General features: G+C 61.5%; 12 protein-coding genes. 5 read left to right on the forward strand and 7 right to left on the reverse strand.

Annotation, left to right across the window (positions count from 1 at the left end):
- Positions 1–94: 94 nt before the first annotated feature.
- The 4 genes from AC1RAC_RS04465 to AC1RAC_RS04480 all read right to left on the reverse strand — a co-directional run bounded on the left by AC1RAC_RS04465 (position 95) and on the right by AC1RAC_RS04480 (position 4,708).
- Positions 95–916, reverse strand: a complete 822-nt coding sequence (locus AC1RAC_RS04465; protein WP_294157138.1) for a TIM barrel protein — start codon at positions 914–916, stop codon at positions 95–97.
- A gap of 26 nt (positions 917–942) precedes the next feature.
- Positions 943–1,731 carry a 5-deoxy-glucuronate isomerase gene (gene iolB / locus AC1RAC_RS04470; protein ID WP_057977494.1) on the reverse strand — a complete coding sequence of 263 codons (789 nt, stop codon included), beginning with the start codon at positions 1,729–1,731 and terminating at the stop codon, positions 943–945.
- 3 nt (positions 1,732–1,734) lie between these two features.
- Positions 1,735–2,622 carry a myo-inosose-2 dehydratase gene (gene iolE, locus AC1RAC_RS04475; RefSeq protein WP_236454854.1) on the reverse strand — a complete coding sequence of 296 codons (888 nt, stop codon included), beginning with the start codon at positions 2,620–2,622 and terminating at the stop codon, positions 1,735–1,737.
- A gap of 148 nt (positions 2,623–2,770) precedes the next feature.
- Entirely contained in the window at positions 2,771–4,708 is a 1,938-nt protein-coding gene (locus AC1RAC_RS04480; protein WP_294157125.1) for a bifunctional 5-dehydro-2-deoxygluconokinase/5-dehydro-2-deoxyphosphogluconate aldolase, read from the reverse strand.
- A 284-nt stretch (positions 4,709–4,992) separates the two neighbouring features.
- Between AC1RAC_RS04480 and AC1RAC_RS04485 the strand changes: the two genes are divergently transcribed.
- Positions 4,993–5,901 carry a MurR/RpiR family transcriptional regulator gene (locus tag AC1RAC_RS04485; protein WP_005787722.1) on the forward strand — a complete coding sequence of 303 codons (909 nt, stop codon included), beginning with the start codon at positions 4,993–4,995 and terminating at the stop codon, positions 5,899–5,901.
- 199 nt (positions 5,902–6,100) lie between these two features.
- Here AC1RAC_RS04485 and AC1RAC_RS04490 read toward each other — a convergent pair whose 3' ends face one another.
- Positions 6,101–7,006: a hypothetical protein gene (locus tag AC1RAC_RS04490; RefSeq protein WP_054897777.1), complete on the reverse strand. Its 906-nt coding sequence runs from the start codon at positions 7,004–7,006 to the stop codon at positions 6,101–6,103.
- Positions 7,007–7,381: 375 nt separating this feature from the next.
- Between AC1RAC_RS04490 and AC1RAC_RS04495 the strand changes: the two genes are divergently transcribed.
- Positions 7,382–8,065 carry a response regulator transcription factor gene (locus AC1RAC_RS04495; RefSeq protein ID WP_003191687.1) on the forward strand — a complete coding sequence of 228 codons (684 nt, stop codon included), beginning with the start codon at positions 7,382–7,384 and terminating at the stop codon, positions 8,063–8,065.
- On the forward strand, positions 8,043–9,434 hold the full coding sequence (locus tag AC1RAC_RS04500) for a sensor histidine kinase (protein ID WP_034125702.1): 1,392 nt from the start codon (positions 8,043–8,045) through the stop codon (positions 9,432–9,434). Before AC1RAC_RS04495 ends, AC1RAC_RS04500 begins: the two co-directional genes overlap by 23 nt.
- A gap of 123 nt (positions 9,435–9,557) precedes the next feature.
- Here the strand turns inward: AC1RAC_RS04500 and AC1RAC_RS04505 are convergent, their stop codons facing one another.
- Complete coding sequence (locus AC1RAC_RS04505) at positions 9,558–11,159, reverse strand: L,D-transpeptidase family protein (RefSeq protein ID WP_294157060.1); 1,602 nt, start codon at positions 11,157–11,159, stop codon at positions 9,558–9,560.
- A gap of 39 nt (positions 11,160–11,198) precedes the next feature.
- On the opposite strand from AC1RAC_RS04505, the gene AC1RAC_RS04510 reads away from it, so the two are divergent.
- Together AC1RAC_RS04510 and AC1RAC_RS04515 are read left to right on the forward strand one after the other, a co-directional pair.
- Positions 11,199–11,927 carry a murein L,D-transpeptidase catalytic domain family protein gene (locus AC1RAC_RS04510; protein ID WP_019817186.1) on the forward strand — a complete coding sequence of 243 codons (729 nt, stop codon included), beginning with the start codon at positions 11,199–11,201 and terminating at the stop codon, positions 11,925–11,927.
- Positions 11,928–11,957: 30 nt separating this feature from the next.
- The gene (locus AC1RAC_RS04515; protein WP_020301789.1) at positions 11,958–12,704 is read left to right on the forward strand and encodes a creatininase family protein; all 747 of its coding nucleotides are present in this window, start codon (positions 11,958–11,960) and stop codon (positions 12,702–12,704) included.
- Positions 12,705–12,875: 171 nt separating this feature from the next.
- Here the strand turns inward: AC1RAC_RS04515 and AC1RAC_RS04520 are convergent, their stop codons facing one another.
- Positions 12,876–13,217 (reverse strand): hypothetical protein, encoded by a 342-nt coding sequence (locus AC1RAC_RS04520; RefSeq protein WP_034125705.1) that lies wholly within the window; start codon positions 13,215–13,217, stop codon positions 12,876–12,878.
- Between the last annotated feature and the right edge of the window lie 16 nt (positions 13,218–13,233).

The raw sequence follows: 13,233 nt of genomic DNA on the forward strand, positions 1-13,233 counted from the left end.
GGACCCTTCCCCCCCCCCCCCCCCCCCCCCCCCCCCCCCCCCCCCCCCCCCCCCCCCCCCCCCCCCCCCCCCAGCTCCCACATTTTTGATCGCGTTATGGCAAGGGCTTTTGCAAATACGCCATGCTGCTGCCCAACGCCTGCCGGATATTCGCCAACCCGTGCACGCTTTCGGCAAACGGTTCGAACGACAGATAGCCGCTGTAGCCGGTGCTCAGCAAGGTGTCGATCTGCGCCGCATTCCCGAGGATATCGTCCTCGCCCACCAGCACGCGGTGGCCGTCGCGGATCGACTCCAGCGGCGCCTCGCGGTCTTCCACCCCGGAGATGTGCACCAGCCCGGTCAGTTCCGGGAAGAACTCATGCTCGCCGGCCAGGTGATGGTGAAAGGTGTCGTGCACCACCCGGAATACATCCAGGCCGCCGATGGCCTTGATTGCATCCACTGCCACGCGCTTGCGGCGCAGGGCGGATACGGTGAAGCCCAGGGGCTCGATGAAACCCAGAATCCCGTACTCGCGCAGGATCAACGCCAGCTCGCTCAACGCCGTGCGCAAACCAGCCGCGCGCTGCGCGTCGTTGCGCGTATCGCCAGGCTGATTGAACGGGCACATCACCAAGCCTTCGGCCCCGCACTCACGGGCGTAGGTGGCCAGTTCGATTGCCTGGGCACGGCGTTGGTCATTCCACACATCAAAGGGGTACAGCGCGTTGATCGACAGCACCTTGATGCCCTGCGCTGCGCACAATTCACGCACGCGGCTGGCGGGTGTGCCGTATTCGATTTCACGGTTTTTGAGGTCGTTGCGGATCTCAATGGCCTCGCAGTTGAGAGCCGCCGCCAACTGGATGAAATCCGGCAGGGACAGGTTGGGGGCGACCATGCGGTTGAGGGCAAAACGTAGCGGCGACTTCATTGTTTTTGTTCTCCGTCCAACACCGTTTACAGGTCCAGCAGCCAGCTGTGCTGCGGGTCGTTATGGAAATGCCAGGCGCGCTTGGGGCCGGCCATCACGTTCAGGTAATAAGACTCGTAGCCATACGGCACGCTGACCGGGTGATAGCCCTTGGGCACCACCACCAGGTCACTGTTTTCCACGGCCATGGCCTGGTCGATGCTGCGATCATCGGTGTACACGCGCTGGAACACGAAGCCCTGGGGCGGGTTGACCTGGTGGTAGTAGGTCTCTTCCAGAAAGCTCTGGTGCGGCAGGTCGTCGGTGTCGTGCTTGTGCGGCGGGTAGCTGGAGGAATGCCCCGACGGCGTGCGCACTTCCACCACCAGCAGCGAATGGGCCGGCTCGCTGTCAGGCAGGATGTCGCAGACGTAGCGAGTGTTGGCGCCTTTGCCGCGCACACTGCGCTTGCACTGCTCGGGGCGGATCAAGCGCGGGGCAAAACCCGTAGCACCCGGCGCTGCACAGACGGCAATTTGCACATCGCTCAGGGCCGTGACTCGGGCGCCAGTGCCCGGCGGCAAATAGGCGGCGAACGGTGACTTGTCTTCGAACACCGACTGGCGATCCCCCAGGTTCTGCCAATTGAAGCCTTCGCCTTCAATATTCACCCGACCGCTGAGCAGCACCAGGCACAGTTCCTGATCGCCCGCACTGACCGGCAGGGTTTCACCCAGACTCAGGCGGTACGCGGCAAAGCCTACGTACTCCAGGCGACCCGCCTCCAGGGCAACCATGGTTTGCCCGCGTTTGCTGCTTTTGACCAACAAGCTCATCACTCAAGTCCTCTGGTTGAGAAGCGCACGCAGGGTGTCGTAACCCTTCTTCGCGTAGATATAGCTGGGCGCCACGGCCGGGTCCTGCTCGGCTTCCACCACCAGCCAGCCCTTGTAGTTCGCCGCGAGCAACACATCCAGCAACGGTGCGAAGTCGATATCACCATCGCCGGGCACGGTAAAGGTGCCGTTGACGATGCAGTCCGGGAAGCTCCACATCTGGTTACGCGCCAGTTGCACCACGGGTTTGCGTACATCCTTGAAATGCACATGGCAGACGCGCTCGATATGCTTGCGCAGCACCTCGATGGGTTCGCCGCCGCCCATGTAGCAGTGGCCCGAATCGAACAGCAAGCCGACTTCCGGGCCCGTGCGTTTCATCAACTGGTCGATGTCCTCGGGGGATTCGACGTACGCGCCCATATGGTGGTGATAGGCCAGGCGCACGCCCTGGGACAAGGTGAAGCGCGCCAGCTCGGTAAGCTTGTCGGCGTAAGCCTGCCAGGCCTGTTCACTGTGAAAACGCGGGCGCTCGATCAGGCGAATGCGCGAGCCCTGGATCGAGTCAGCCACTTCGCCGTATACCAGTACCGAGGCGCCGTTGTGTTTGAGCAGTTCGACATGGGCGGCAATCGCCTCGATTTCTTCAGCCACCGAACGGTGGGCCAGACGGCTGGAGTACCAACCGGACACCAGCGCCAGGTCATAAGGACGCAGCACGTCAGCGACGCCCTTGGCATCCTTGGGGAATTTGCCGTTGAGTTCAAAACCTTCGTAGCCGATGTCCTTGCCTTCGCTCAGGGCCGTGCTCAGCGGGGTCTCACCGCCGAGGGCCGGGAGGTCGTCGTTGCTCCAGGAGATCGGGTTGATGCCAATTCGGATTGCGGGCATGGCTGCACCTTTTGTTTTTATCTTCAGAATTCACTGGGATCTGCTTTGTGTGGGAGCTGGCTTGCCTGCGATAGCAGTGTGTCAGGCAATACATTTGCAACGGATAGATTGCTATCGCAGGCAAGCCAGCTCCCACATTTGATCGTATTTACTGTCGGGCGCTGAGCCAGGCATTGATGAGCTGTTCGAAGGTCGCCTGCACCTGCTGGATCAGCGTTTCATCATCAATCTCCCCCGCCATCCACGCCCGGCTCGGCTCGTGGAAGATCGTGCGGCCCACGGCAAACCCACGGCAGGTGCTGCTCTGGCTGGCTTGCTTGAAGCCATCGGCGAGAAACTCGGGGGAAGCATTCAGGCCCAGCAACACCACGCCACGGCAGTAGGGGTCGCGTTCCTGGATCAGTTCGTCGAGCTTTTTCCAGTCTTCGGCCGATTGGGTTTCGATCTTCCACCAGGCCGGGTAAATGCCAAGGTTGTACAGGCGTTTAAGGCTGCGGTAGAGCACGTCCGGGTAGGTGGACGGGTGATCCTTGGGTGGGATGACTTCCAGCAGCAGTTCGTGGCCACTGACCAGCGACGCCTCGTACACCGCCTTGAGTTGCGCTTCCTGTTCCAGGCGCAGCATCGGCTCGTCATCGGGGTGAAACTGCACCAGGCACTTGATGATGTGTTCCTGGGGCCAGGCAATCAGGTTGCTGCCGATCGAACGCCCGTGCTCGAACGCCAGGGGCCGCGAGTTCTGCACTTCCACCGGGCGAGCGATCCACCAGCCGCGACCGCTGGCGGCGTTGAGTGCATCCTGGCCAAAGCGTTGGTCGGCGAGCAGGCCCACATCCGCCTCGACGCCCTGCTCGCTGAGGTTGCGCTCCACGCGTTCGATGGCCTGGATAAACAACTGCTTGATGTCGCTGATACGCTCAGGGGCCTGGCCACCTTTTTGCGCCAGCTCCACCAATTGCCAGCGGTGGTCGAAGGCAAAGACGAACAGTTGCTTCCAGGCCTTGCGCGGCACCGTGACACGGTGCAGGCGTTGCAGGGTCACGTCCTGGTCCGGCCGGGTGATGGGCACGGGGCTGTTGAACAGGTAATCGAGTTCGGCGGGGGTCGGCATCGCTGGCGCACAGGCGTGGCGCGATACCACCAGGCCGCCACAGGCATTGGCCAACTGGCTGCAACGCTCATCGCTGGCGTCATTGATCCAGCCGCTGAGAAAGCCCGACATAAAAGCATCGCCTGCGCCCAGCACGTTGAGCACTTCAACCCGCACGCCAGGATAGATGGCCCCGTCTTCCAGGCGCGCCGGGATTGCGCCGTGGATCACCGTGCAGCCCTGGGGGCCGAGCTTGACCACCAGGGTGGCCGGGGTCAGTTCACGCACGGTGCGCAGGGCGGTGAGCAGGTCTTCACCGCCGCCGGCAATCAGGAATTCCTCTTCGGTGCCGACGATCAGGTCGAAACGCGGCAGGATCTTCTGCACATGCTGGCTGACATTCTGGTCGGCGACGAAACGGGTTTCGCCATCGGCCTTGCCGGCCAGGCCCCACAACACGGGGCGGTAGTCGATGTCCAGCACGCGCTTGACGTTGTGCCTGGCCGCGTAATCCAGGGCCTGGAGGCTGGCCTTGTACACGCCGTCGGTGGAGAAATGCGTACCGGTGATCAACAACGCTTTGCTGGAGGCGATAAAGGCTTCGCTGATGTCTTCGGCGCGCAAGGCCATGTCGGCGCAGTTTTCGCGGTAGAACACCAGGGGGAAGGTTTCGCGGTCCTTGAGGCCCAGCAGGACCAGGGCGGTGAGGCGCTCAGGGTCGACCTTGATGCCACTGACATCACAGCCTTCGCGGGCCAGGGATTCCACCAGGAAACGGCCCATGTGGTCATCGCCGACCCGGCTCAGCATCGCCGACTTCAGCCCCAGCCTGGCGGTGCCGAAAGCGATGTTGGCGGAAGATCCGCCCAGATACTTGGCGAAGCTGGACACATCCTCAAGCCGCGCACCGACTTGCTGCGCATAGAGATCGACGCCCAGGCGCCCGAGGCAAATCAGATCCAATTGACGCCCACTGGCAAAACGAGTCTGGCCCATGCTGGCTCCTGTTATTTTTATCAGCCTGCGTTGTGCCGCCGTGGCGACGGCAAACGCTCTTGGTGGGAGCAGACTAGAACGTCCGCTGGCAGCAATCAATATTTATTCCATAATTATTTTTAGTGGAATATTTTTTCCAATACCTCAGGATAGCGGCACTCCAGCGCCCATGCATCGTTTCAGCAGGCCACGCGGGCCGTGATGCCGGGGTATTTTTTTGCGCCTACCCTGTAGACTTGCGCCACCTATCAGCGCATCAGACGAACACGCCAGAAGGATTGCCCATGTCCCGCACCGATCCCGAGACCACCCTGGAAGAAACTGTCGCCAGCCCTCCGATCAATGCCGAACGCCTGTTGCAGCTGATCACCGACGAATACGAGAGCCTGCCGCGCCAGCTCAAGCGTATCGCCAGCTACATGAGTCAGCAGAGTGACCGGATCATGGTCGACCGGATCAGCGACATCGCCCGGGAATGCGAAGTGCACCCTTCGGCCATCGTGCGGTTTTCCCAGCGCTTCGGTTTCAGCGGGTTCAGTGAGATGCAGGCGCTGTTTCGCGAGGCGTATACGCACAAGACTACGCCGGTGCAAAACTACCAGCAGCGCATTCGCAGCATGATCGCCAACAAGTCCCAGAAGGCCAGCGGCGGCGACCTGGCGCGCGAGTGCGTCAACGCCACCCTGTCGGGCATCGAACGCTTGGGGCTGGAGTTGGACGACGCTGCCTTCGAGAAAGCCGTGGACCTGGTAGTCAATGCCGACAACATCTACGTGGTCGGCGTGCGCCGCTCCTTTGCGGTGGCCGACTACCTGGTCTACAACCTGCAGCACACCAACAAGCGCATCCACCTGATCTCGGGGCTAGGCGGCAGTTATCGCGAGCAGATGCGCAGCGTGCGCGCCAATGACCTGGTGATAGCCATCAGCTTCACGCCCTACGGCAAAGAGACCCAGCACTGCCTGCGCATCGCGCAGCATCACCAGGCCAAGACCCTGATCATCACCGACAGCAACCTGTCGCCCCTGGCCAAGCGGGCGAATGCGGTGTTGTTGGTCAATGAAGGTTCCTCGTTTGCTTTCCGCTCGCTGAGCGCCACGCTGTGCCTGTGCCAGGCGCTGTTTATTGCGGTGGCGTATCGGTTGGAACTCAAGGTGGATGAGATTCACGAACAGGTCGGGTTCGACGACTGAACCTCCAACTGTAGGAGCGAGCTTGCTCGCGAAAAACGCAAGAACGCCGCGGCCATTTTGAATGAACGCGGCGCCCAGCAGTTCTTCGCGAGCAAGCTCGCTCCTACAATTAGTGCATGAAAATCGCGATCAGGATGATCACCGGAATCGGCACGCCGAGGAACCACAGCAGTAATGAGCGCATCATGTTCTCCTTGAATTAACGAACGTAGTTTTCGGTTTCGACATACACCACGGCATCCCGGCGGCGACCGCCGAAGGTGGCGGCGAAGCTGGCGAAGAACGCACCGATGAGCAGGGCCACGAAGGTCCACAGCGAGGTGTAGGCCGCTACTTTCGCAGCGGTGTCAGCGGCTTGTTTGGCTTTGAGCTTGGCGTCTTCAACGGCCTTGCGCGCGTCGCCATAGACCTTGTCGATACGGGCTTCGGCATCGGCCTGGCTAAGGTTGGTGCGCTGGCTGATCAGTTGGGCCAGGTAGGCGCGATCTTCCGCTGCCAGTTGGCCGTCGTTGCTCAACGTACGCGTCAGGATACGACCGACCACGGCGTGGGCTGCATCATCGCTGACCGCCGCTGGGCGATCATCGCGGAACAGGCTGTCGACGTAATAACCGAAGTCACCACTGTCGGCACCTTTTGCCGCGCTGCCAGCAGCTTGGGTGAGGCCGCTGGCGGCGCCCGATGCCACGCTGGCGCCAGCTTTCACGCCGCCGCTGACCACACTGCTGACCGAGCCGACCACCAGCATCGCCGTGATCAATGTGGCCACTGCCCACGCCAGGAAGCCATGGGCGGTGTCGCGAAAGTACACCTCGTCCCCGTGCATATTGGCCCACTTCACCCGCAAACGACCGGCGATGTAACCGCCCAGGCCCGAAGCAACGATCTGGGTGAACGCCAGCCAGACAATTGTGGAAATGCCAAGGCCCTTGGCGCTGATACCGCTGTCAGCCCAAGGCGACACCGCCGAAAAGCCCAGGCCGAAGCCCAGCAATACCAAGATCAATGACAGTGCAGCCGCCGCAGCGGCACCGGCGAAAATCGCCCCCCAGGAAACCCCGGAGAGCGTGCTTGACTCTTGCAGCGTGGTTGAGGATGTGATCATTGTTGTTTTGCTCCAGGCACGAAAAATGATGTTACAAGTCTCAAAACGGACAGTGCAGGCAGCGTGCCAGCGGCGATTAAAATTAAATTCCTTTAATTTCAATGATTTATTTAAATTGAACTTAGCCAGATCATGCAGGTTGCAATAAACGGCGATATTAGGCGGGCGTAATGCACTCCCCTGTGGGAGCTGGCTTGCCTGCGATAGCGGCATGACCGCCAACGAATATGCCAGCAGGTAAGCCGCCATCGCAGGCAAGCCAGCTCCCACAGGGCGATGTCGGTTTGAAGAAGATGAAGTTTTATTTAGGAAACATTCAGCAACTTCTTGGCAAAATGTCGTCACTTCTAGTGTGAACGCTCACCAGGTAATCCTATGACCCGCATTTTGACCATCGAGGATGACGCCGTAACGGCCCGCGAGATTGTCGCCGAGCTGAGTAGCCATGGACTGGACGTAGATTGGGTGGACAACGGCCGCGAGGGCCTGGTCCGTGCCGTGAGTGGGGATTACGACCTGATCACCCTCGACCGCATGCTGCCCGAGCTGGATGGCCTGGCCATCGTCACCACGTTGCGCACCATTGGGGTGTCTACGCCGATCCTGATGATCAGCGCCCTCTCCGATGTCGACGAGCGCGTGCGCGGCCTGCGTGCCGGCGGCGATGACTACCTGACCAAGCCGTTCGCCTCGGATGAAATGGCCGCCCGTGTCGAGGTGCTGCTGCGGCGTAAAAGCACCGTCCAGGAATTCGAAACCGCCCTGCGTGTGGCCGACCTGGAACTGAACCTGATCAGCCGCGAAGCCAGCCGGGCCGACCAGCCGCTGACCCTGCTGCCCACTGAATACAAACTGCTTGAATTCCTGATGCGCAACACCGGGCAGATCCTGTCGCGGATGATGATTTTCGAGGAAGTCTGGGGTTATCACTTCGACCCCGGCACCAACCTGATCGACGTGCACATCGGCCGTCTGCGCAAGAAAATCGACCCACCGGGCCTCACGCCGCTGATCCGCACGGTACGAGGCTCGGGCTATGTCATTGCTGAACCCCTCTAAAGGCTGGCGCTCTTCCAGCAGCCGCTTGCTGGCGCTGTACAGCTCGTTGTTCGTGGCGTGGAGTTGCATCCTCATGGGGGTGCTGTACTACGAGGTCTCAGGCTACCTCAGCGACTTGTCGCGCCATTCCCTGTTGCAGCGCCAGCATCTTTTCCAGCGTTTCGACGGCGAAGAACTGGTGGAAGCGCTGACCACCAGCATGACCTTCGACATGAAGGGTGTTGACGCCTATGGCCTGTTCGATGAGCAATTTCGCCCCTTGAGCGGGCCGATCCGCGCCGTACCACCCGACCTGCCGCTGGATGGCAAGATTTACGCCCTGACCAATTGCGTGCAATCCGATGACCCCAAACTGCCCAAGGACAGCTGCGACGCCGTGGCCACCCACACCGAAGACGGCCGCTGGCTGGTGTTGGTACGCGCCAACGGCTCGTTGTTCGGGGTAACGCGGATTATCTGGCACGCCCTGCTGTGGGCGCTGTCCTTGACCATCATTCCTGGCGCTGCCGGCTGGCACCTGCTGCGCCGCCGCCCGTTGCGGCGCATTCGCGGGATCCAGGCCAGCGCCGAGGCCATCGTCGCCGGCGACCTCACGCACCGGTTGCCGCTGTCCAACCGGCGCGACGAGCTGGACATGCTCGCCGCCATCGTCAATGCCATGCTCGACCGCATCGAAAAACTGATGAACGAGGTCAAGGGCGTGTGCGACAACATCGCCCACGACCTGCGCACCCCGCTCACTCGCTTGCGCGCCCAGCTTTACCGCATCAAGCAACAAGCCGAGGAAGACTCGGCCCACGCGGTAAAACTCGATGACGCCATCGCCGAAACCGACACGCTGATGGCGCGTTTTCGCGGGTTGCTGCGCATCTCGGAACTGGAAGACCATCAGCGTCGCTCAGGCTTCCTGGTGCTGGACCCGCTGCCGTTGCTGCGCGAACTGCATGATTTCTACCTGCCCCTGGCCGAAGAAGGCGAACTGGAGTTGGTGCTGCAGGCGCCTGACTCACTGCCGTGGATTACCGGTGACCGTGCGCTGTTGTTTGAAGCCCTGGCCAACCTGCTGAGTAACTCGATCAAGTTCACCCCGCCCAATGGCAAGGTGATCCTGCGAGCAGTCAACGACCTTGGGAGTACGCGCATCGAAGTGCTCGACTCCGGGCCAGGCATTCCAGCTGCCGAGCGCGCGTCGGTGTTCCAACGTTTCTATCGGGTCGATGAGAGTGATCAGCAAGGCGGCTTTGGGCTGGGCCTGTCGATTGTGGCGGCGATCATCAACTTGCATGGCTTCAAGCTGGAGGTCGGCACCAGTGAGTTGGGCGGCGCCCGCCTGGTGCTGGAATGCCGCCAGCAACTGATGCCGGAATAGAACGTAGGAGCGAGCTTGCTCGCGAAAAACTCACAGACACCGCGTTCATTCAGGAAGCACGCGTTATCGTTGGCGTTTTTCGCGAGCAAGCTCGCTCCTACATTCATATCAAGCCATCTGACGCTATAACACGCTGCCCATGGCCTTGATCAACACCGGGTCACGCGCATAAATATCCGGCGCGTACACCAACTCGCCCTGGCGATCCACTTCTACCGTCCAATACCCCAACAGCACCGGTACCGGCGTAGCCAGCCTGAATTCATGGGTTTCACCGGTCGCCAGCAGCTCATCGGTGCGGGTGCGTTCGGCGGGTGTTACGAGCAGATCGCGCAATAACAACGGTTGCTCGACCCGCACGCATCCCGAACTGAACGCCCGTGGGCCCTTGGTGAACAAGGGCTGGCTGGGGGTGTCATGCAGGTACACCGAATACGGATTGGGAAAGCGCATCACAATCTTGCCCAGCGGGTTACGCGGGCCGGCCTGCTGGCGCAGCAGGATATTGCCGGGGCGTGCCCAGTCGACTTGGTCGGGGGTCAATGGGTGACCTTCGGCGTCGAGCACTTGCAGGTTTTGCTGGCGCAGGTATTCAGGGTTGAGGCGGATGGCGGGCAGTTTGTCCTCGCGCATGATGGTCGGCGGGATAGTCCAGGTGGGGTTGAGGGTCAGCCGGGTGATGCGCGACTTGAGCAATGGCGTCTGGCGTTCGGCCCGGCCCACTTGAAGGCGGGTTTGCCACACCGGGATGCCGCTCTGATACACGCTCAGCTGCGCGGCGGCCACATTGACCACGACGCCTTCAGGCTCCAGGTCCTGGGCCAGCCAGCGGAAGCGCTCCAGGTTGATGCGCAGCTGTTCACGACGCACCGCCGGGCTGATATTGAGTTCGGCCACGGTGCCGGCGCCGATCACACCGTCGGCCTGCAACGAGTGGCTGAGCTGGAAGGCTTTCACCGCTTTGACCAGTTCGCCCTGGTATTGCTTGCCGTTGCCGCTGGGCAACTGGGCCAGGTAGCCACCGCTGTGCAGGCGCCGCGCCAGTTCCGGCACGCGGGGGTCGTTCATGCCCGGGCGCAACAACGCGCCCTCGGCGACCGGGTCCCAATGGGGCAGCGGTTGCTGACGCACGCCGGCGTAGGCATTGCGCAGGCTGCGATACAAATCAGCGCTGGGCCGCGCCTGATCGAAGGCTTGGGCCATGTCTTGCAGGCCGGTGGCGGCGAACGCCAGTACCTCGGCATTAGGATCGCCACTGGGCGGCTGTGAATGCCATAGAGGCTCAAAGCGCGATTGCTGCAGGCGCCCGTAATGCAAATCCTGCAGGGCTTGCAGGTACTGCTGGCTGTTGGCGATATCGCTGCACAGCACGTTGGCCGTGGCATCCGCCGCAGGCAAGCTATAGTGGGTGGGGTCCAGGCCATCGTCGGCAAGCATCAGCAACTGGCTGTGCAAGGCTTGCCGGCGTTCGTCAGCCGACCATAGCGGGGCATCGCCCTGCTGCAGGTAAAAGGCTTGCAGGCGCACCAACGCGGCGGCATCGATACGCGGCGCAAGGTGCGGGCAGACACTGGTCAACTGGGCCAACGCCTGTTGCAGTGGCGCCAGCGCGACCGGTGCAGGGGTGGTGACGGGCAATGGCTCCACCGGCAGCGTTTCGGCTGTAGCGACCAATGGTGCAACGAGCAGGCAAATGCTCAAGTAACATGCGTGTTTTTTGAACAATTGACTTAGCTCCACTCCACAGCGGGGACTCGACTGTAGATGCTGACTTTTATACGCCTGCTCAGGCTAACCAGCCTGGGCTTGATCACTGGGTGCCTGGCTTTATTGAGCAATGTTGCGCTCGCCGCCAATGGCACCTCTCCTTCCCTGTATAGCAGCCTGGCGCGCTCGGCTCCAGAACTCAATCCCACCGTGCTGAAAAGCGCCCTGAGCGCCGTACAGTGCGCGGTCAATAACGGCGAGGAACGTTCCGATCGCCTAGCGGTTATTGACTACTCACAGCCCTCGACCGCCCGTCGCCTGTGGATCTTCGACCTGCGCAAAAAGACCCTGGTATTGCGCGACCTGGTGGCCCACGGCGCCAAGTCCGGGGAAAACTTCGCTACCCAGTTCTCCAACCTCGAGGGCAGCCACCAGTCGAGCCTGGGGTTGTTCCGCACCCAGGAAAGCTACCTGGGCGCCCATGGCTACTCGCTGCGCATGGACGGTCTGGAACCCGGTTTCAATGACCAGGCCCGCGACCGCGCCATCGTGATTCATGCCGCCGACTACGTCAGCCCCTTATGGAGCAAGCGCGAAGGCCGCATCGGCCGCAGCCAGGGTTGCCCGGCCGTGCGCCCGCAAGTTGCCCGTCAAGTTGTGGACAAGCTCAAGGACGGGCAGTTCATGTTTTCGTGGTACCCCGACCAGCGCTGGCTGAAGTCGTCGACCTACCTCAATTGCAAACCCCAACAGGTGGCGAGTAGTCGTACAATCCGTGGCGGATAGCCTGTCCCCATAGATAAAAGAGAGCGTCGCATGCTTCTACACACCTCCACCTGGATCGAAATCGGGCAGTTCCTGGAACGCAGCCGCACGGTGGTGATTCCCATCGGTTCCAACGAGCAACATGGCCCCACCGGCCTGCTGGGCACGGACTGGATGTGCCCGGAGATCATCGCCCACCACGCCCAGAAGCACGCCGATATCCTGGTCGGCCCGACCTTCAATATCGGCATGGCTCAACACCACCTGGGCTTTCCCGGCACCATCTCCCTGCGCCCTTCCACCTTTATCGCCGCAATTGGCGACTGGGTGCGCTCGTTGGCCGGGCATGGTTTCGAAAAGATCCTGTTCCTGAACGGCCACGGCGGCAACATCGCCACGATTGAAGCGGCGTTCTCCGAGCTGTACGCCGAAGCCAGCTTCGCCCGCCGCCCGGCCGGGTTCGCGCTGAAGCTGGTGAACTGGTGGGACCTGGAAGGCGTCACTGACCTGGCCCAGCGTCAATTCCCGGTCGGGCATGGCAGCCACGCCACGCCGTCGGAAATTGCTGTGACGCAGTGGGCGTATCCGGACGCGATCAAGTCTGCCGACTACTCACCACGAATTGCCAACACCGGCCCGATCCGCGAGGCCCTGGACTTCCGGGCGCGCTTCCCTGACGGCCGCATGGGCTCGGACCCGGCGTTGGCTACTGTGGAGAAAGGCGGTGAGTTGGTGGCATTGGCGGCGCAGGGATTGGTCAAGACTGTCGACAGCTTCAGCAACGAAGCCAAACCCTGATCCAAATGGGGCCAATACCCTGTAGGAGCGAGCTTGCTCGCGAAAAAATCATAGGCGCCGCGTTTATTCAGGGGGCGCGCGTTACCGTTGACGTCTTTCGCGAGCAAGCTCGCTCCTACAGGGTGTCAGAAGTTGCCCCCGCCCACCTTTGGATTTGCGTTGTGCCTGGGTTTATCTGCAATCCTGTGCGGCCTGCTCCAGCCGCGATGGCTTGATCGCCGAAGCCAGCGGCTTGCGCTCGTACAGGAAGACCTTGGTGCCGTCCTGGGACTTGTAGGCCTCCAGCACATCATCGGCGGCAATCTTGCTGGTCAGCAGCACCTTGGCGTGGCGCGAGTTCTGGGTGACGGTCGAGGTGATGCCGTGCTTTTCCAGCTTGGGCAACACGCATTGCACATAGCCGTCGGGGGTCTTGTTGGTTTGCAGGGTCAGTGATGGGGCATTTGGCGCCGTGATACAGCCGGTCAGCAATAACGAAGCACAAGCCAGGGCCGGGGCGAAGAAAGAGCGCATAAACATTCCTGAAAAT

The sequence above is a fragment of the Pseudomonas sp. GW823-FHT02F05 genome, from assembly GCF_058797315.1.